This is a genomic window from Bacillus sp. FSL M8-0256, from assembly GCF_038005765.1.
In the GTDB taxonomy this organism is placed as follows: Bacteria; Bacillota; Bacilli; order Bacillales; family Bacillaceae; genus Bacillus; species Bacillus safensis.
Genome location: NZ_JBBOTU010000001.1, coordinates 1,309,157 through 1,328,533, shown reverse-complemented (window position 1 = coordinate 1,328,533; position 19,377 = coordinate 1,309,157). Strand labels below are relative to the sequence as shown.

Sequence of the window (19,377 nt, the reverse complement as noted above, 5' to 3'; positions counted from 1 at the left end):
AAAATTTCAAAAATTTTCATCCTATAATCCTACATTTCCCAAATCAAACATTGTTTTTCAAAACATATGACGCACTCACTCATTAGGAATAAAGACACACCATTTCCAACGATTCAGCTTCAAGGTATAATAAACACAACAAAGAGGGGGAAAAACATTGAACAACAAATGCAGATTATTTTGGGAAGACTATTGGAAAGAGAAATCAGAAAAAGCACCTGCTGACGCGTTTGTTTCGGCGTGGGCATTCGGCTCAGATCCTGATCATTTGCTTGATCTTGTAAAGCAAGGAAAAAAAACAGCCACTTGTTCTGGACACCTTTTTTATGAAAAGGAACAGGAGCCGCTTCCACAACCCGGACAATATGCGGTCATTTTGGACAGCCAAGAAGAGCCAAAAGCCATCATTGAAATTACACATGTTGATGTTATGCCAATGAATGAAGTCCCCGTATCATTTGCACAAGCAGAGGGTGAAGGCGACTTATCTTATGACTATTGGTACAGAGAACATAAAGAATTTTTCACAGAAGCACTCCAATCATACAGTTTAGAATTCAAAGAGGATATGCTTCTTGTTTGTGAACGGTTTAAGCTGATTCATTCAGCTTCTTAGCCTTTAAGCGGCGCCAAATATGGCCCGCTTTTTTCGTTGCTTTTCCCCTTTTAGAAAAAGGTGTGTTGAGATCACATCTTTAGGTCAGAATAAGATCAAATAGAAAAAGTGAAGAAATTTTCGACTACACCTGTTTTTTTTCGACAAAAGAATATATAATTATTTGATGTGTGCATTGTCTCATTTATACAATGGAGGGTTTTTACATGTTAAAAAGGAAAAAAGACAAGTTTTCCGTCTTGTTAACGGAAATTGCTAAAAATTTAGATGAAACTGCTGAGTATTTTGTTAGCTATAAAGTAACAAATCAAACCACTCTGAAAGAATTTTCTGACACATTGAAGGAATATGAGACAAAAGGTGATAATCATGTTCATACCATGATTAAAGAGCTGAACAAAGCCTTTATTACACCGATTGAACGTGAAGACATTCTTCAATTGACGAATAGCCTCGATGATGTTTTAGATGGAATTGAGCATTTTTCCGCAACATTAGAAATTTACTCAATTACAAGCTCTGACGAACATATCGACAAATTCAGCCACTACATCAGAGAGTGTGCAAAAGAAATTTTAATCACAATTGATCTACTAGCTGAAAATCGCTTGAAAGATATTCATCCGCACGCAATCAAGATCAAAGAGATTGAACATAATTGTGACAATCTTCATCGTAAATCATTAAAGAACTTGTTTGGAAAAGAAACAGATCCAATTAAAGTGATTCAATACAAAGAAATTTACGAAACACTTGAAGAAATCGCTGATTCCTGTCAAAGTGTTGCCAACAATCTAGAAACAATCATTATGAAGAATGCGTAACGGGGTTAGTTAAACATGGACACATTACTCATCCTTACCATACTTATTGTCATTTGTGCACTTGCTTTTGATTTCATTAACGGGTTCCACGATACAGCAAATGCCATTGCGACTTCAGTTTCAACGAAGGCATTAAAGCCTAGACATGCGATCATCATGGCAGCGTTCATGAACTTCTTAGGAGCAATGACATTTACAGGTGTGGCAAAATCCATTACAAAAGATATCGCAGATCCATTTACACTTCAAAACGGCTCTGTTGTGATCTTGGCTGCTTTAATTGCGGCCATCACATGGAACTTGCTTACTTGGTATTACGGGATTCCGAGTAGTTCTTCTCATGCATTAATCGGATCAATTGCAGGAGCGGTTATTGCCTCTGCCGGTTTTGGCGCTTTAAACTATTCGGGATTCATTAAAATCATTCAAGCACTTTTGCTTTCACCTATCCTAGCTTTCGTATTGGGATATATCGTGTATACCATTATCAAAATTATATTTAGAAACAACAATCTCGCAAAAACAAATAAACAATTCCGACGTGTTCAAATTTTAACGGCTGCACTGCAATCGTATACCCATGGGACAAACGATGCGCAAAAAGCGATGGGAATTATTACGATGGCTTTAATTGCAGGTAATTTGCATACAACAGACGACATTCCTTTCTGGGTACAATTCTCTTGTGCGCTTGCAATGGGACTCGGTACTTCTATCGGCGGCTGGAAGATTATCAAAACAGTCGGCGGTAAAATTATGAAAATTCGTCCAGTAAACGGAGTATCTGCCGACTTAACGGGTGCAGCTATTATCTTCGGTGCGACGTTTATTCACTTACCTGTTAGTACGACTCACGTTATCTCGTCTTCTATTCTAGGTGTAGGTTCTGCACACAGAGTCAAAGGGGTTAACTGGGGTACGGCAAAACGTATGCTTGTCACTTGGGTGATTACATTACCGATTTCAGGAACTCTAGGAGCTCTTATATACTTTGTGTTAAATGCGATTCTCTAATATCAAAGACCTGTCTAACAGGTCTTTTTTTATTTGCCCGCACACTTAAAACCCTTTTCCTGCAGGACATTTTTTCATGAAGCAGGGTTTCCAATCATATCCATAGAAATAAACAAGTATTCATCTGTCTATGGGAGAGAAGAACATGCTATTATTTTTTCAATTGACTGTATGGTTATTGCTAGGTGCTCTTGCAGTGTATGTATTTGCAGTTTGGCGCTTTGAACAAAAAGTAAAAGAAAAGATGTTTGCCATTCGTAAAACGTGGTATTGGATTTATGTAGCGGGTGCTGTTGTGTACTGGACAAATGACCCTTCTTCTATCTTCACCGATTGGATGCACTACTTGATCATTGCCGTATTTTTCGCATTAACCGATGCTTTCATCTTTCTTAGCTCCTATATTAAGAAACTCGGAAATCATGAGCTGGAAACCGACACCCATCAACTCCTTGAACAAAATAACGATCTGCTTCATTCTTACCTCAATAAACTAAAAACGTACCAATACCTATTGAAAAATGAACCGATCCATGTATATTATGGAAGTGTAGAGGCATATATAGAGGGAATTGAGCGGCTGATTTATTCTTTTGCCGACAAGATGAATATTCAAGCGGTGCTTTGTCCATACGATATGCAGGAACAAAAAGACGACCTGCTTCGGACACTTGACCAGCGGGCTCTTATTCAGGCGAAGCTTGACAGGCAGGAAGTATATTACGATGATTTCGGTCATTTGGTGCTCATCCCATTTTCTGTAGCAGATGCTCATTTTGTCATTAAGCTCACCTCCGATGAGATTGTCACGGAGTTCGACTATTTATTAATGACATCACTTACAACAATTTATGACCTAATCTTGCCTGACGAAGAGGAAGGTGATGAAGATGGACCACGCACTTCAAGGGGATAACAACAATCCTAAGAAAAACCCTTTTAAGATTTTAAAGAAAAAACGCCATATCAGTATGGCCGATTATAAGGTAAGCCCCCATACTGAGCGAATTTTTAAAAAGAATGAACAGCTTCTGGATGAGTATAAAAATAAAAAGGCTTGATTACACTAAAGGACGCGGAACGAAATCCGCGTCCTGCTTCCATTTTCACATAGACTTGCATACAATACACTATACGCTGCAACGATTGAGGTGCCAAAATGAAAAAGAAAATCAAACAACTGAGATATGTTCAGTTTGCTGAATATCAGCCGTCCCCATATACTAAGCGTTTAATTGAAAAGAGTGAAACAGCCATCCAATCATACAAACAGAAACACTCACTGATTTAACAGTTTAAGCAGCTTCTCCTTCGTTTTAGGACCGTATACCCCATCACTTGTCAGACCGTTCACCAGCTGAAAGCGCGCTACGGCATTCGCCGTTTTTTCTCCGTAAACACCATCGATGCCTTTATCTGCAGCCGATTTATCAGGGTAAAAATAAACAGCAGCAAGCGCTTTTTGGACGAGGCGTACGTGCTCTCCCTTCGTTAGAGGCGAAGTCACCTTTAAAATCCCATCTGGCAGCTCATACATCATTTTTCCATCATTTCGATAAATTTTGAGAACCTGTCCAATTTGAATCTTGTTCGGGTCGCTAATGTTATTCCACTTCTGAAGATCTTGAACTGTGACGTCATGAGCTTTAGCAATACTCGTTAACGTATCCCCGCTTTTGACGACATACGTGATGACCGTTTCAGGGTCTCCTGCCGTTTCAATTCCTTTTTTAAATTCATCCCATGTAGCGAGAAGCAGACGCGGACATGCTTTTCCAGACCAGTGCTGATGTGTGACCACATTCGCTAGTGGAATATTATGCTCTTTCAGCAGCTTTTGAATGAGCCATTGCGCATGTTTGACCGCTTGCTGGAAATTCCCATCTTCATTTTCACAAATTTCAATCCCGATCGACTTTCTGTTCCCATTTCCATTTCCGTCCCCTGCATGCCAGCCATTTTCATTTAACGGCAGATGCTGAAAGATTTCATGATCATCCACTGTAAAGTGCCAGCTTTCCGCTGTCGTTGGGCGTTTCACATATGCCGCATGACTTTTTGCATCCGCTCCCTTTGACGTGTTTGCTGTGTTATGCACCGTCACATACATCGGTGTCATGGCGTATCCTGGGCGGTTCCCGTTTCCAACTGGAATAAAATCTTGATAAATTTCTACCATGTTCTGCACTCCCTTTTGCTAAATTGAATTGATCTTTCTCATCAATTGGTGGCGTTCGTAAGACAACTTGTGTTTGTTTTAGTGATAAGACTATGGTAAAATTTGAATTCAATCCACTCTTTTTAGTAATGGAAAACGCAAAAATGAAGAAAAAAACAGGAATTAATTCCATTTTTCCTTGATTTTATGTTAAAATTGTTAAAAATAAGCCGATATTAAAAATAAGTAATAGCTTCATTAGCTATTTAGTCCTATATGGACTTTTCTTTTACGCCAAAAACAGAACATACGTTTGCTTGGAGGTTTTTAAATGACTGGTTTTTTAACCCATTTAGAAGAAGAGATTAAGCGGTTATATGCCAAATTACAAATAAGCGGTCCTGCTTATAGAGACATGCAAAGGATCGCTTCTGAATTTCATGTATGGGTCCACTATGAGGATACTGGCAGCATGATGATCAAACATCAAGGTCTTTACAGTATTATATTAAACAGATCTCTATCGTCAGAGGAACAATGGCAGGATTTTGCCCACGAGCTTTGTCATGTGCTGAAGCATGCAGGCAATCATTTCAAGATGCACAAACTCTTTCGAGAACTGCAAGAGTTTCAGGCTAAACAATTCATGTATCACTTTTGTGTGCCGACCTTTATGCTGATGCAAATGAAGCTTCCAAACCTTCGGCAGCAAGCCATTTTGCACATTGCGCAAACATTTCACGTCACCTGGGCTTTCGCTGAAAAGCGGCTCGCCTTGTTCGAACAGCGGAAAGCAGGCATTCGCTTCCAACAAGAGTTTACATCTTATTTAATGAAAGCCGAGAAGGTCGCGGAAAAAGAAGCTGTTTATCAAACGTAAGCCTCTTCTGCATAGGGCGACAGGGTTTATCCATAAAGATTTAATACTTGCTTGAGTACATTTGTGTACCGATAAAATTGCTCATTTTGCGTTTCACGGCGATAGCGCCGTCTGAAGTCTTGAAAGAATGCTCTTCTTTGCGCCTGACTGATTTCAAGTTGTACACTTTTTCCGGTCAGACATTGATTATTAATATTGTGAGGATGTGTTCCAGAATAGCGATCAGATTCAGATAGCAGCACTGCGGGAAATCCATTAAGCGTTAAACGTTTCACTGTTTCTGCCGCTTTTTCTCTGTCTGTCCCGCCCACTAATGTTTGAAGCACCTCCGTTTCCCCGTAGCCATGGAGCGCAAACGTGTAATGATGGGCATTCACTAGAGAAAGGCAGACCGGCTCATTGAAACGTGTGCTTGTAATATGAAGCACATGATTGCCTTTTACTTTAAGGCCTTCAAATAAATACATAGAATCATCACTTGCGATTTCATGAATGAGCTCACTCACGCCAGATTCAATTCCCCCAGCATGAGGGGACAAAACCAAAAGCTGGTCTCCTTTCCGCTCGTGAAGAATTTGATAGTCGATTCCCTCTCTTTCATGAGCGGAAAGCTCTTCATAACTTTGATATGTATCAATGATTTGCGTCATTCCATCTTCCCCATTTCTCTATATGAGCATAAGTCTACTGATCTTAAATTCTTTTGTAAAGGGATTTCGCATGACCTATCGACTTAATACATCCTTAAATTTTCCTTATCTTTTCGGCTATCTGTTGAATTTTGAGAAAAAATGACCGATAATTGAAATGAATAGAACTTTTGGACTATATGAATCTTTTTACATTCTCTCTCATAAATTAGAAATATTGTGATCTACATCTGGAGGAATTCATGTTAAAAAAGAAAACCACCATCACTTTTGTCATCTTAATCCTTAGCTTTGCTGGCATCATTTACTGGAAATGTTTTTCTCTTCAAGGCGTATCTCACGGAACCTTTATCCGCTCGATGACATCACCTGACGGAACATATATCATCAACACCTATCGACATAGCGGAGGGAAACTAAAGGAGAACGCAGTTAGAGCAGAGATTGAAAACAAACTCACCCACCGAAAGAAAACGATTTACTGGAAATACCCTGATAAAGACCCTCTCATCAAATGGAAAAATGGACAGCTTGTTCAAATTGGACATGAATTTTTAAATGTGGTAAAAGGAGAAACATACGATTATCGCTTTGACCGAAACAAAAGAAAATAGCGTATCAAAAAAACGAATCCCTCTTGGATTCGTTTTTTACGTTGACATCACATGCTGCATGAATTCTTTCATTTCTTTACTTACGCTCGTCAGTCGTTCCACAATTTCACTAAACTCTGTCACAAGTAAAGCCTGCTCTGATGATGAACCTTTCATATGGTCCATACTCTCAAGTAATGTATGTATATTAGAGGAAATTCCTTGCAGTGAACTTTCAATATTTTCTGTTGCACGTGAAGTTTCACTTGAAAGCTTTTGAACCTCACTGGCTACAACACTAAATCCAGCCCCCTCTTTTCCTGCCCTGGCTGCTTCGATTGACGCATTCAATCCCAGCAAACTCGTTTGTTTCGAAATGCCCTTAATCATTTTTGTAATATCAGATGTTTTTTTCGAGCTTTCAAGTGTTTGCTGCGTTTGTAAGGTCATTTCCTCACTTGTCGCAGAAAGCTCCTCCGAATGCGCCGCCACCACATGCACCTTTTCTTGAATACTTTGAATGATGTCATTTAATGACTCCATATACGCTTCAAGCTCTAATTGATTTTTAAGTGGAAAACCTAAAGCGAGTGCGCCGATAACCTGTTGATTTTCATCAAAAATTGGCAGACCCATTGCATTTAACGGTATTCCATAGACCGATTCAGGTACAAACGTACTTGATGTTTCACCTCTGAGCGCTTTTTTCATATTTAAATCATCTGGTTTAATGGGTTCTCCAGCACGAATTTGAAAATCCACATCTTTCGATGGCAAATACAGCAAGAATTTCTCTCGATCAATGACACCCATCGTCACTTCGTTTTTTAAAATCTGCATCATATAAGGTGCTGCTGTCACAATACTCTGTAGTATATCCAATTTCTCTACCCCCTTATATAGTTTATCGGTCGTTCTTCTTAAATTAATAGTTACTTTTTAAAATAATCATGATGATTAGAAGAAATTCTTCATATTTACGAGTAAAAAGAAGTACTTTCCTTTCTATATTCAAACGTATATTTGCTATAATTAATGAATCAACATATGATGAAATGGTCATGTAACCATTTTGTATATTCATTGGAGGCGCATGTTGTGACACAACCCATGAAATATGAGCGGGCAATCGTCATTGGCGGAGGTATCACCGGGATGCTCGCTGCAAAAGTTTTATCAACGTTTTATCATCAAGTTTTGATTATTGAAAAGGATGAACTGCCAGACTCTCCTGAGAATCGTCTCGGCACTCCTCAAGCCTTTCATCCACATAGAATGCTGCCACTTGGCAAGCAAATCGTTGAACGTCTATTTCCTGGTTATACAAAAGAGTTACTGGTAATGAGCGGATTTAATACCATGCATCAAACCTCTCGATTTATCACAAAAGATGGCGAGTTAACGCTCACTGATACAGAAGAAACCGCCGTCACAAGACGCGCAATGCTAGAGTGGGTGCTGATGCAAAGAATGGTAACAGAGGAACGTGTGCAGTTTTTAGAAAAACATGAAGCCATCTCCCTTCAGTTTAAAGAGGGAACCAATCAAGTCATGGGGCTTATCGTGAAGGACCGGCAAGTAAAACCTGGCAGCATTCATGAAATGAAAGCAGACTTAGTGATCGATACGTCTGGAAGAATGTCCAAATTGCCAAAATGGTTGAAAGACGCTGGATTAACCTTGCCACAGACTGATAAGTTAAGTGTGTTTCTAGGCTACAGCACAAGATATTACCAAATACCATCAGGGGCCCCACCCCTGCAATCAATGGTCGTAGTTGGCCAGCCAGACAAGCAAATTCCAACAGGGCTGTTTGAACGGGTAGATCATGATTTAGTGGCTGTTCTTCTTTCTGCAGCTGGCGGTTCACATTATCCAACAACGGATGCAGATCAATTTGATTCAGAAACCGCTGGACTGCCCCATCCCGCGATAGCAGAAGCCATCACCCATTTAACGCCCTTTACAAAACCAAAAGGATTTAGAGTTCCTTCTTGCGTGAGACATCACTATGAACACATGCAGGATTGGCCAAGTGGATTATTGGTGATGGGCGATGCCTTGTGTACGTTAGATCCCATTCATGGACAGGGCATGACAAAGGCAGCCCTCGAAGCTCAAACACTTCACCGTATGCTCAAACAAGCACAAAAAAATGAGCGGCTGTCTTTTGAAAAGGACACATTACAACAAATGCAGCAAGCGAGTGAACTTGGCTGGTGGCTTTGTGCAATTGCTGATATGGCGTGGGACGGTGTCGAGTTAAAAGGGGAAACACCCATCCCCCATTTGACGTTCGTACAGGAATTTTTAAATCGCTACGTACATACGCCATTGTCACAAAACAGCCCAAACGACTTGAAGCGTATCACCGGATGCATTCTTTCTTAACAGAACCGAGAGAAATCATCAACTTAGAACAGCTGAACGACATGATTCAAGCTGACACCTCAGGAGAAACCGCTGAATGGTGGAAGCAATGGGATCAAAAGAACGATGAAGGCAACCGAGCTTTTTTCCATGAAGCGGTTCCTGATTTTCGTCTAGAGCACTTGCTGTCATTCGATTGAAACAAAAAAAAGCCCCTTTAAAGGGGGCTTTTTCATTAACGTAATAATTGAAGTACGTTTTGCGGCTGCTGGTTTGCTTGCGCTAACATTGCTTGAGATGCTTGAGAAAGAATGTTGTTCTTTGTGAACTCACTCATTTCTTTCGCCATGTCAACGTCACGAATACGAGACTCAGCAGCTGTTAAGTTTTCAGCAGAAGCACCAAGGTTATTGATTGTGTGCTCTAGACGGTTTTGGACTGCACCAAGAGCTGAACGCTGTTTAGATACAGCGCCGATTGCTACGTCGATTTTTGCTACTTCAGTGTCAAAGTTAAAGCCTTCTTCATTTACTTTAATATCTTTGACAGTCAGTGTTTCAGCGTCCATTTTACCAATCTTTACATTGATATTTTGCTCAATGTTCGCTCCAATTTGAAATTGGAATCCATCCTCAACAGTACCATCCAACAGTTGCTTTCCGTTAAATGCTGTACGCTGAGAAATACCATCAATTTCCTCAACCAAAGCATCGAGTTCTTCTTGAATAGCTGTTAAATCTTCTGTTTGTTGAGTACCCACGTTACCCGCTTGAACTGTCAATTCACGCATACGTTGAAGAATCGCATGTGTTTCAGTTAATGCACCCTCAGCTGTTTGAATAAGAGAAATACCATCTTGTGCGTTTTTAGACGCCATTTCTAATCCGCGGATTTGTCCACGCATTTTTTCAGAGATGGCAAGACCTGCTGCGTCATCTCCTGCACGGTTGATTCGAAGACCAGAAGAAAGCTTTTCCATGTTCTTTTGCCCTGCTCCATTGTTTGCAGACAAACGGTTCAGTGTGTTAAGTGCTGCGATATTGTGGTTAATTCTCATGTTAAATAACCTCCATGTGTTTGAACCAATTGGACGTCCTTATCCAAAAGTTCTAAATTAGAATTTTTTTGTAAGCCTTACAATCCATTTATCGAACTTAACTGGAATATGTTTAACAAAAAAGGAATAAATAAGGATAAAGTCTCATTCACTATGATCGTTTCGCTAGAGTATGCCAAAATTAAAGGTCATTTATCATGATTTAACAGAGGGATTTAAGAATCATAAGACTGAAGAAAATGTGAAGAAAAGAAGCATAAAAAAAAGCCCCATATAGGGGCCTGTCATTAACGTAGTAATTGAAGTACGTTTTGTGGCTGTTGGTTCGCTTGTGCAAGCATAGCTTGAGACGCTTGAGAAAGAATGTTGTTCTTAGTGAACTCACTCATTTCTTTAGCCATATCAACGTCACGGATACGAGACTCAGCAGCTGTTAAGTTTTCAGAAGAAGCACTAAGGTTGTTGATTGTGTGCTCTAGACGGTTTTGTACTGCACCAAGTTTACCACGTTGAGCAGATACTTGGTTGATAGCAGCATCAACGATTTTCAATTGAGTATCAAAACCAACATCTGTTGCATCTGCTGCATTATCAGCAAATTTAGTTACATCAATATCTTTTACAGATTGATTAGCTAAGATTGTTCTTCCAGTTGTATCAGCTGGATCTTTAACTCCTAGTGCATCAGTGCTCATTTTTTCGATGTTCACTGAAATTTGTTGAGTTGCATTAGCACCGATTTGGAAAACTAAAGATTGCTCACCAGCAGCTGGTGCTGCAGGATCAGCAGGAGCTTTAAATGTACCATCTAACAATTTCTTACCGTTAAACTCTGTACGATTTGAGATACCATCTACTTCTTCTTGTAGAGCTTTAATCTCATCTTGAATAGATTGAAGATCAGTAGTTTTATCCTGTGTACCTGTGTTTCCAGCTTGAACAACTAGTTCACGAACACGTTGAAGGATTGAGTGAGTTTCAGTCAATGCACCTTCAGCTGTTTGGATAAGAGAGATACCGTCTTGTGCGTTTTTAGAAGCCATTTCTAATCCGCGGATTTGTCCACGCATTTTTTCAGAGATTGCTAGACCTGCTGCGTCATCTCCTGCACGGTTGATTTTAAGACCAGAAGAAAGTTTCTCCATGTTCTTTTGGCTCGCACCGTTGTTTGCAGACAAACGGTTTAATGTGTTAAGTGCTGCGATATTGTGGTTAATTCTCATTTCCTATTACCTCCATGTATGTGGGACCTGACAGACGTCCTTGTCTGAAAAAAGTCCTTTATTCTAGGGCTTATCAACCCTGACAATTCTATTATCGGATGTGTTTATAGGATGTTTAGCAGATTTTTAAAAAAATATCTTATTTTTTCATGACGTTAATCCTAATTTTAACAATTTTATCAAAATAAAAAGCTGCTGATCTCTTATCAGCAGCTTTAACATTTATGAATTTCAGTATTGCTTGATATCAAACATTAAGATATTTTGGTACACCACATAATCCTTCTTACTTGTGAAAGGACCTTTATTGTGTTCATCATTGATTTCATAGAAGTTCATACCAATTCCAAAGCTTCTTTCTTTATACCAGTTAAGAAAATCGTTGATTTCTTTCATTGAAAGCAAATAATCCTTTTGCAGCCCGTTTATCATCGTAATTGAAAGTATGCCTTTTGCTGCTTCTTCACCAGGTTTTGTTCCGTCTTGATCCTTTGGTTCTTCAGTTGACCCATCACCTGGCTTTGTCCCGTCCTGATCTTTCGGTTCTTCGCTTGTGCCATCACCTGGCTTTGTCCCATCCTGATCTTTTGGTTCTTCGGTTGTGCCATCACCTGGTTTTGTTCCGTCTTGATCTTTCGGTTCTTCGCTTGTGCCATCATCTGGTTTTGTTCCGTCTTGATCTTTCGGTTCTTCGCTTGTGCCATCATCTGGTTTTGTTTCATCCTGATCCTTTGACACTTTTTGCAGATTTTTTAATGGAATAGAGATAACAGATTTAAAATTGTTTTTGACAGAATAACTACCAATTGATTCAGCATAATCTCTTCCACCAATAACATATAATTGATCATCAGCAATAGCTGCCATAGATCCAACTCTTCCTTCAGGGATTTCATATAAAGAATCTTGGACTTGACTAGTTTTTGGATCAAATATCTGGACTTGTTTTAATAATTTACTCGATCTATCTCCAATTCTCTGACCACCAATCATAAATAATTTATGATTGTATGTCGCATATGCAGCTTCATAAGCAAAAGAATTTAATTGAATATCCTTTAAGCGTTGCCACTTCTCTAGCGTCATATCATATTCTAAAATATTTTTATCATTCGTTCGGCTAACATTAACCTCACCACCAGCAATGTATAACTTTCCATTTATCTCTGCAATACTTCTCCCTTGACGAGAAGTTAATTGAGAATTATCTAAGCTTTCCCACTCTCCACTTACCGTATCATAGGAGTAAAAATTTACTTGAGAGCTTGATAAAGATGCCACTATATAAATTTTTTCTCCAACTGTAACTGCTCTTAAGGAACCATTTATATAGGATGTATATATAAATTTCTCAGGCATCTGAATCGGTTCTTCTGTCCATTGATCTAGTTCCGTATCATAAACATCGATGGTTTTGTGAACTGTTTTAGTTGTATCAGTAAGACCGCCAATAACATAGATTTTTTTACCTACTGTTGCGTAGGCAGCTCCTGTTCTTAATCTAGGCATACTTGCTTTTTCTGACCACAAATCAGTTTTAGGATCATACATATATGTCGAATTGTTGAATTTAGACTGCTGACTTGCCCCACCGAATACATATATTTTCCCCTCAACTACTCCTACACTTGCTCCGATACGCTCTTCCGGTAAGTCCGCTCGCTTCGTCCACCCATTTGTTTCAGCAGCATGAGCTTTTAACGGATGAATTGTGACCATCATAAAAATGGTCAAAAGCACTAAGAATAAACCTTTTTTCATCGTTTCTTTCCTCCATATTTAAATATCCCTCCTTTTATCGACATATTTGTAATAACATTTAAATTTTACAATTGTGTCCCATCATAAATTCAGGATGCACACATTTCTATTAATATCTTTCTACATATATCAAATTTATCTGTATTTTTCTCTCTGAACATATCTTTCAATGAACGCAAATGAAGACCTCTCCGGCTTACTTTATCTTTTTTGAACAAAAAGCTTAAATTCTTAATTTGATAAAGCACATGAGTACCTCAAATGCAAAAAATATAATTTTACATCTTCTTCAATGGAACTTTAAAGGCTTCATTCTCATTCAATAAATCAATAAGTCATTCATTCAATCATTAAAATATATTGTGTGGTGAAGATATGTTCTAAGCATCACGTTTAATAATCGGTTCATCGCCATTCAGCTCAATCATGAGCGAGGATTGATTATATAATAAATTGATAATGCGGCGTGCCATTTCAGAGGGGGACGCATTGTAGTCATTTCTAATCCATTCAATGATAAAACCAAAGATGCCGTATGAACGATATTGGATAAAATAACTGTCGTTGATTTCTGCATACTGATCACTCACAAACGACATTCTATTTTGGAAGATGTATTGTATTTTCTTAAGCAATTGTTCTTGTATTTGCGGGATGCGATCTTCCATAACTAATAAATCATAATAGTCGCGATTTTCGACGATATATTGAAATACATAGGTGCCCTCTGGTTTCATGCGAGTTAAGTCTAACAGGGGATTTTCACGAGTCGGCTTACAAAATTCATATTCGAAATCTTCCATTTCCCGATAAATAAAATCTGCTGCTAGTTCATCTTTACTTTCATAATGCACATAAAACGTCGTCCGATTATAGTTTGCATTTTCCACAATATCCTTTACTTTTACGTGCGAATATCCTTTTTCTTTTACTAGTATTTTGAATGTTTGCCGAAGTGTTTCTTTTGTTCGCTCAACACGGCGATCCTCTTTTTTGATCATTGGCCCCTCCTTTAGACACTTTTTAAAAAATGTTGATTAGAGATACATAAATTCCTGTGTGTTGAAAACCTATACAAAGAAGTTTTTTTGCTGATTGAAACGAAAAATCTTTCGTCCTACAATCAAATTAGTCATAAAGAAATGAATTTTTTGTGACATTTGATCTAACTTTATTAAATATTATACTATACAAAGTGAGGGCACATGATATGGAAATTCAAGCGATGGTCACAACAAATGAAAAAGATTTCGAGAAACAAACGTTATTACTAGATGACCCAAAAGCAGATGAAGTGCTTGTCAAAATTGTTGCATCTGGCGTCTGTCATACTGATGCGACAGTATTAGATGGAACGCTTCCTGTCCCACGTCCTGCTGTATTAGGACATGAAGGCTCTGGCATTGTAGTCAAAGCAGGTTCTAATGTCACAACCGTTCAAGAAGGAGACCACGTTGTACTAGGTTTCTCTTATTGTGGTCATTGTCATAATTGTTTAGATGGGAACGCAGGTGGATGTGAGAACATGATGCCTTTGAATTTCTCTGGTCGTAATAAGCATAATGAAACGCCACTTCATACACATGATCACCAAGATGTATCGCAATTTTTTGGTCAATCGTCATTTGGTACATATGCCACCGTTGATGAGAAAAATGTGGTGAAAGTAGACAAAGAAACCGATTTGCGTTATTTAGGCCCATTCGGATGCGGCTTAATGACCGGGAGCGGTACTGTCTTAAATTCACTTGCTCCAGCACCAGGTACAAGCTTTGTAGTGTTCGGTACAGGTGCTGTTGGTTTAAGTGGGTTAATGGCAGCTAAAATCGCTGGCTGTGATCCGATTATTGCCGTTGATATTCATGATAGCCGCCTTGAGTTAGCAAAAGAATTAGGTGCAACACATATCATCAACAGTAAGCATGAGAATCCAGCTGAAAAAATTAAGGAGATAACAGAAGGCAAAGGTGCACATTACTCATTTGAAACAACTGGTGTACCAGAAGTCACTCTAGCTGCCCTTCATTGCCTGCGTGTCAAAGGGACTTGTGCAACAGTAGCAGTAGGAAAGCGCGATTTAACATTTAATGTAACAAATGACCTAATGATCAATGCTCTCACATTAAAAGGTGTGATAGAAGGGGATGCCGTTCCACAACTACTTATTCCTAAACTAGTGAAGTTCTTTAAAAATGGACGATTCCCAGTTGAGAAACTAGCAAAATTCTACGAATTAGAAGATATTGAACAAGCCTTTGAAGATTCTAAAAATGGATCTACGATTAAACCAATTCTTATTTTAGATAAAGAGTATCGTGCTTAAGTCGTGAAAGTTAGCCCCCTTGCCATGTAAAGGGGGCTAATCGAATTTTGCAGTCTGCTTAAATTGAGATCACACATACATCACCGGTGTCGATATTTTAATAATCTTCCCGCCTCGACGGTAAAATCTTGGGACGCGGCGGCTTAAGGTGGCGATGACTTCGTAGTTGATCGTATTGAGCATTTCGGCGATTTCATCGACAGAAATTTCTCCGCCCTTTTGACGACCATATATGACGACTTCTTCGCCTTGCTTTGCTTTCATTTCTCCTAAACTGATCATGGTCATATCCATGGTGACGCGGCCAGCAATCGGCATTCGTTTTCCACGGAAAAGCATAAATCCTCGATTGGATAATGCTCGTGAGTACCCATCTGCATAACCGATTGGTATGGTTGCTATCACTTCATCAGGTTTTGCTACATAGGTTGCCCCATAGCTGACGGTCCTTGGCTTTGTCACCATTTCCTTCACGAATGCAATCCTTGCTTTTAAACTGAGAGCGGGCTCTAGCTTAACAGCATCTAAACTCTCAATGTATTGCGATGGGTACAGTCCATATAGTCCGATGCCTAGCCGTATCATATCTGCGCTAAATTCAGGAAATGCGATGGCAGCCGCTGTATTGTTCATATGTACCGTGGGCAAAGTAATGTCTTGTTTTTTTAAGAAACGAAGAAAATCAATAAAAATGCTGTGCTGCAGCAGTGTGAAATCAGGGTCAGGCTCATCCGCAGTGGAGAAATGTGTAAATATTCCATCCCACCTCAGGTTTTCACTCTTTTCAAGCGCCTCCACCACCTCTAACAGCTCTTCCTTTGTCCGTACACCTAATCGTCCCATCCCTGTGTCAACATTGACATGAATCCCAAGGCGATGCTGACTTTCTTCTTCCGCTAAGATCTCATTTGCTTGAACAATCCAGTCTTCTCGAAGGCCGGAGAGGTCAATTCTCCAGGCTGCAGCCCTTTTCACACAGTCGAGAGGGGTAAATCCAAGGACCAGAATCGGTGCTTCAATTTTTGCTCTCCGCAATACAATGCCTTCTTCCAAGCTGGCAACCGCAAGCTCTGTCGCACCGCTTTCTAGTGCCTGCCGCGCTACTTCAACTGAACCGTGTCCATAAGCATTCGCCTTTACGACAGCCATGATCTTGCTTTTCCTTGGAATATGCGCTTGAATGGCTTCGATATTTCTTTTAATCGCGTCAAGATTGACCTCGATCCAGACTTCCCTGCAAAGCTTTTGCATGTATGTTTCCTCCAGTCATTTCGATATCAATGTTCGTTTTCGTGTCTAGTCTATCTTTATTCATTTTTGAGAAAAACATTCAACCGCAATGATTGAACCAGCTTTTGTCTTGATGGACATAAAAAAGAAACCACCTCAAACTGTGATTTCTTCTTTATGAACAGTCATTTATTAAACCGCAGATTTCATCATTGAATCAATTTCACGATAAATCTCTTCCAGATTTTGTCGTTCAGTCGAATATTCGGCGTCGCTCTTACGAACTGGCACATCAAATTGCAGGAAGGTGATCGTGATCGTTGATGATTCCTGATCATTCATAGTTAATCTTAATTCAAGTGTCGAGATCTCTTCATTATTATCACTCTCAGTAGATTGTTCAATCGGTACACCATCTTCTAACATGTCAACTTGTTTCAACTCTTTCAAGGAAAGCTCAGTGACTTCAAACCTGAATTTTCGAGATGAGCCGCCAGGTTGGTGTGTAATAAAGCGCATTACTTTTCGCTCATCATCAATCGCAAAGCCTTTATCAACATTTTGTGAAAAGATGTATGTTGATGCCTGAAAACCGTCTTCTTGAAAAAGCATCATCATTTTATCTAATAATATGTTTGGATCATTCTTTTCTTTTTGTCTTTGTAGTCTACCAGCTATGAATAAAATAACCATTCCCCCGATGATGCTAAGAGCCGTCCCCAACCCATTCCCTACATCTACGAAAACAGTAAAGCCTAAAATAGCAACAATATAAGCGATTACAATACCTATGATGAATACCACACCAAGCTCCTCCTGTCATGAATCTTCATTGTTATATTGGTTTAGCCATAGTATAGCATCTGGATTTTGATTGAAAAAAATCTACTATAGACTAAACAGATACTACATTCATTTCACTTTTTAAATAGAAAGGATTTTTATGATGAACCTCTACACGACAGACGAAATCATTGATGCTCTTTTTAAAGCATGGTCTTCTCAATCTAGCTCAAAATGGAGTAAAGACAACCCGGCAAACGGACAATGTGGCGTCACTTCTTTAGTCGTACATGATCTTTTAGGCGGAAAAATAAACAAAACTGCATTACCCAATGGATGGCACTTTTACAACGTAGTGAATGGAACAAGAATCGACTTTACTTCTTCACAATTCTCTGATGAAATCGTTTATATGGATGTACCTTCTAATCGAGAAGAAGCATTTGAAGATACGAATGATGATCAATATCGATATTTAAAGCAAGCAATCCTAGATCATTTAAATGCATGAGATAAACTTAATAAAAAGCCCTTAAGGGGCTTTTTATTTAAGCTGTATAACCGATACTTGCAGTATGACCTCTCCTAGCTTCATCATGACTTGCTGTCACTTCAGATGTAAAATAACCAACAATACTGATGACACTGATCATCACGAATACGACTGATAACGTTTTAAATTTCATACTGACAGTCCCCCCGTTTCACTTGAGTTTGGAAATAAAGAATCTTTTCATAGAAATGCATCGCATTGTCTTTATCTCCCATCTCATTATAATATTTTGCAGCATCTTTGGCTAAATCTTCAAGATCAGGATACATTGACTTTATTTCTAGCAATTCCATTATCTTTTCCAATTGTTCAAAGTTGTTGTCAACGTATAGTGCCCTTAAAAATTTGAATATCAATAACAGCACATGATCTTTCAGCTTTTCAGATAGTTCTATGCCGTTATTTAAAGCATATATACCTAAATCCTGTTCTTTCTTTTTGAAATAGGCTTTTGACAACATAATGAGCGGGTCTAAGATTCTATTTAAATGTTCGTATCCCTGTTCTCTAAATGCTCGAATTGAGTCATTAAAATGAATAATTGCTTGTGCTATTTCTTTATTATGAAAATAACTCAACCCTAAATTATAGAGTGCTGATCCTTTTAATCGTTTTGTTGAATTGTCGGCGGCTTTTTCTAGTGCGTGTTGAAAATGGGGTATTGCTTTTTCGGGGCAGCCCATATCTATATAGTTTAATCCGATCACAAAAGAACATTGTATTTCTCTTACAGTGTATGTATCTTTTTCTCGATAACATTGTATCGCCTGTGCGATATGGTGCATAGACATGTGGGTTTGTTTCATGTGGTAATAGATTTCAGCCATCTTGTAATTGAACTCGGCCCGTTCAATATCGTCACTGACAAGAGACAGCTTTTTTTCTGCCCGTTTATAGAAGGTAATCGCATTTAGGTATTCATAGTTTTCAAATTCATACATGCCGTAGAAAAAATTGAAGTAATACTCGAGTAATCCTGTTAATTTCTCTTGGTCCCTTTTGATCTTCATTGCGAGCTCCTTGAAGTTAGCCCGCTCTTTCCCATTTTCTAAAGGATTCAAGTAATCAAGCATTAATTTATGTCTGAACTCCATGAGTGAGAAATACAATAATAAATCTTGATTTTCTTCCATATGATCAAGCATTGATTTGATTTCCTCTTTATATGCTTCGGCGTCCGGTACGTTAAATCTTTGAATATGATAATACCATTCATTGATTTTCAAACCGACGTGAGAAGAAAGCACTTTCTCCATCAGCCCCTACCCCTTCCTCTATTTTCCCTATAATGACATATATTATCATTTTATGAACCATTCGACACCGAAAAGAAACCGCAAAA

The 19,377-nt window shown here is 38.9% G+C and carries 23 protein-coding genes; 12 read left to right on the top strand and 11 right to left on the bottom strand.

Features of this window, described 5'->3' with window-relative positions; genetic code table 11:
- The first annotated feature begins 157 nt into the window (after window positions 1–157).
- The 6 genes from NSQ76_RS06655 to NSQ76_RS06630 all read left to right on the top strand — a co-directional run bounded on the left by NSQ76_RS06655 (window position 158) and on the right by NSQ76_RS06630 (window position 3,745).
- Window positions 158–616 (top strand): ASCH domain-containing protein, encoded by a 459-nt coding sequence (locus NSQ76_RS06655; RefSeq protein WP_208946608.1) that lies wholly within the window; start codon window positions 158–160, stop codon window positions 614–616.
- Between the two features lie 206 nt (window positions 617–822).
- Window positions 823–1,440 (top strand): DUF47 domain-containing protein, encoded by a 618-nt coding sequence (locus NSQ76_RS06650; RefSeq protein WP_024426775.1) that lies wholly within the window; start codon window positions 823–825, stop codon window positions 1,438–1,440.
- 15 nt (window positions 1,441–1,455) lie between these two features.
- Complete coding sequence (locus NSQ76_RS06645; RefSeq protein ID WP_017359158.1) at window positions 1,456–2,454, top strand: inorganic phosphate transporter; 999 nt, start codon at window positions 1,456–1,458, stop codon at window positions 2,452–2,454.
- Window positions 2,455–2,599: 145 nt separating this feature from the next.
- Window positions 2,600–3,370: a type II toxin-antitoxin system SpoIISA family toxin gene (locus NSQ76_RS06640; RefSeq protein ID WP_024424960.1), complete on the top strand. Its 771-nt coding sequence runs from the start codon at window positions 2,600–2,602 to the stop codon at window positions 3,368–3,370.
- Window positions 3,345–3,515 (top strand): type II toxin-antitoxin system SpoIISB family antitoxin, encoded by a 171-nt coding sequence (locus NSQ76_RS06635; protein ID WP_024424961.1) that lies wholly within the window; start codon window positions 3,345–3,347, stop codon window positions 3,513–3,515. Before NSQ76_RS06640 ends, NSQ76_RS06635 begins: the two co-directional genes overlap by 26 nt.
- A gap of 98 nt (window positions 3,516–3,613) precedes the next feature.
- Window positions 3,614–3,745 carry a type II toxin-antitoxin system SpoIISB family antitoxin gene (locus NSQ76_RS06630; RefSeq protein ID WP_120207232.1) on the top strand — a complete coding sequence of 44 codons (132 nt, stop codon included), beginning with the start codon at window positions 3,614–3,616 and terminating at the stop codon, window positions 3,743–3,745.
- Here NSQ76_RS06630 and NSQ76_RS06625 read toward each other — a convergent pair.
- Window positions 3,734–4,633 carry an N-acetylmuramoyl-L-alanine amidase gene (locus NSQ76_RS06625; protein ID WP_024424962.1) on the bottom strand — a complete coding sequence of 300 codons (900 nt, stop codon included), beginning with the start codon at window positions 4,631–4,633 and terminating at the stop codon, window positions 3,734–3,736. The two genes, NSQ76_RS06630 and NSQ76_RS06625, sit on opposite strands and share 12 nt — an antisense overlap.
- 310 nt (window positions 4,634–4,943) lie before the next feature.
- On the opposite strand from NSQ76_RS06625, the gene NSQ76_RS06620 reads away from it, so the two are divergent.
- Entirely contained in the window at window positions 4,944–5,492 is a 549-nt protein-coding gene (locus NSQ76_RS06620; protein WP_024424963.1) for an ImmA/IrrE family metallo-endopeptidase, read from the top strand.
- Between the two features lie 26 nt (window positions 5,493–5,518).
- Here the strand turns inward: NSQ76_RS06620 and NSQ76_RS06615 are convergent, their stop codons facing one another.
- On the bottom strand, window positions 5,519–6,142 hold the full coding sequence (locus NSQ76_RS06615) for a poly-gamma-glutamate hydrolase family protein (RefSeq protein WP_125586353.1): 624 nt from the start codon (window positions 6,140–6,142) through the stop codon (window positions 5,519–5,521).
- Between the two features lie 242 nt (window positions 6,143–6,384).
- Between NSQ76_RS06615 and NSQ76_RS06610 the strand changes: the two genes are divergently transcribed.
- Window positions 6,385–6,756, top strand: coding sequence for a DUF5412 domain-containing protein (locus NSQ76_RS06610; protein ID WP_024426772.1), 372 nt, complete (start codon window positions 6,385–6,387; stop codon window positions 6,754–6,756).
- Between the two features lie 36 nt (window positions 6,757–6,792).
- Here NSQ76_RS06610 and NSQ76_RS06605 read toward each other — a convergent pair whose 3' ends face one another.
- The gene (locus tag NSQ76_RS06605; RefSeq protein WP_268421404.1) at window positions 6,793–7,617 is read right to left on the bottom strand and encodes a methyl-accepting chemotaxis protein; all 825 of its coding nucleotides are present in this window, start codon (window positions 7,615–7,617) and stop codon (window positions 6,793–6,795) included.
- Between the two features lie 216 nt (window positions 7,618–7,833).
- Here NSQ76_RS06605 and NSQ76_RS06600 point away from each other — a divergent pair, with 216 nt between their 5' ends.
- Window positions 7,834–9,126: an FAD-dependent oxidoreductase gene (locus tag NSQ76_RS06600; RefSeq protein WP_341053106.1), complete on the top strand. Its 1,293-nt coding sequence runs from the start codon at window positions 7,834–7,836 to the stop codon at window positions 9,124–9,126.
- On the top strand, window positions 9,111–9,305 hold the full coding sequence (locus tag NSQ76_RS06595) for a hypothetical protein (RefSeq protein WP_341053104.1): 195 nt from the start codon (window positions 9,111–9,113) through the stop codon (window positions 9,303–9,305). Before NSQ76_RS06600 ends, NSQ76_RS06595 begins: the two co-directional genes overlap by 16 nt.
- Before the next feature lie 35 nt (window positions 9,306–9,340).
- Here NSQ76_RS06595 and hag (NSQ76_RS06590) read toward each other — a convergent pair whose 3' ends face one another.
- The 4 genes from hag (NSQ76_RS06590) to NSQ76_RS06575 form a co-directional block, all read right to left on the bottom strand.
- On the bottom strand, window positions 9,341–10,162 hold the full coding sequence (gene hag, locus NSQ76_RS06590; protein WP_024424967.1) for a flagellin Hag: 822 nt from the start codon (window positions 10,160–10,162) through the stop codon (window positions 9,341–9,343).
- Between the two features lie 287 nt (window positions 10,163–10,449).
- Window positions 10,450–11,385 carry a flagellin Hag gene (gene hag, locus NSQ76_RS06585; RefSeq protein WP_024424968.1) on the bottom strand — a complete coding sequence of 312 codons (936 nt, stop codon included), beginning with the start codon at window positions 11,383–11,385 and terminating at the stop codon, window positions 10,450–10,452.
- A 231-nt stretch (window positions 11,386–11,616) separates the two neighbouring features.
- Window positions 11,617–13,146 carry a Kelch repeat-containing protein gene (locus NSQ76_RS06580; protein ID WP_341053101.1) on the bottom strand — a complete coding sequence of 510 codons (1,530 nt, stop codon included), beginning with the start codon at window positions 13,144–13,146 and terminating at the stop codon, window positions 11,617–11,619.
- A gap of 380 nt (window positions 13,147–13,526) precedes the next feature.
- Window positions 13,527–14,147 carry a TetR/AcrR family transcriptional regulator gene (locus NSQ76_RS06575; protein WP_024424970.1) on the bottom strand — a complete coding sequence of 207 codons (621 nt, stop codon included), beginning with the start codon at window positions 14,145–14,147 and terminating at the stop codon, window positions 13,527–13,529.
- Window positions 14,148–14,356: 209 nt separating this feature from the next.
- Between NSQ76_RS06575 and NSQ76_RS06570 the strand changes: the two genes are divergently transcribed.
- Window positions 14,357–15,469, top strand: coding sequence for an NAD(P)-dependent alcohol dehydrogenase (locus tag NSQ76_RS06570; protein WP_341053099.1), 1,113 nt, complete (start codon window positions 14,357–14,359; stop codon window positions 15,467–15,469).
- A 69-nt stretch (window positions 15,470–15,538) separates the two neighbouring features.
- Here the strand turns inward: NSQ76_RS06570 and alr are convergent, their stop codons facing one another.
- Window positions 15,539–16,720, bottom strand: coding sequence for an alanine racemase (alr, locus tag NSQ76_RS06565; RefSeq protein ID WP_024424972.1), 1,182 nt, complete (start codon window positions 16,718–16,720; stop codon window positions 15,539–15,541).
- A 171-nt stretch (window positions 16,721–16,891) separates the two neighbouring features.
- Window positions 16,892–17,503 (bottom strand): hypothetical protein, encoded by a 612-nt coding sequence (locus tag NSQ76_RS06560; RefSeq protein ID WP_024424973.1) that lies wholly within the window; start codon window positions 17,501–17,503, stop codon window positions 16,892–16,894.
- Window positions 17,504–17,645: 142 nt separating this feature from the next.
- On the opposite strand from NSQ76_RS06560, the gene NSQ76_RS06555 reads away from it, so the two are divergent.
- Window positions 17,646–17,993 (top strand): YunG family protein, encoded by a 348-nt coding sequence (locus tag NSQ76_RS06555; protein WP_134817552.1) that lies wholly within the window; start codon window positions 17,646–17,648, stop codon window positions 17,991–17,993.
- Window positions 17,994–18,030: 37 nt separating this feature from the next.
- Here NSQ76_RS06555 and NSQ76_RS06550 read toward each other — a convergent pair whose 3' ends face one another.
- Complete coding sequence (locus NSQ76_RS06550) at window positions 18,031–18,168, bottom strand: aspartate phosphatase (RefSeq protein WP_095408252.1); 138 nt, start codon at window positions 18,166–18,168, stop codon at window positions 18,031–18,033.
- Window positions 18,158–19,291: a response regulator aspartate phosphatase gene (locus NSQ76_RS06545; protein ID WP_341053096.1), complete on the bottom strand. Its 1,134-nt coding sequence runs from the start codon at window positions 19,289–19,291 to the stop codon at window positions 18,158–18,160. Before NSQ76_RS06545 ends, NSQ76_RS06550 begins: the two co-directional genes overlap by 11 nt.
- Window positions 19,292–19,377 lie beyond the last annotated feature (86 nt).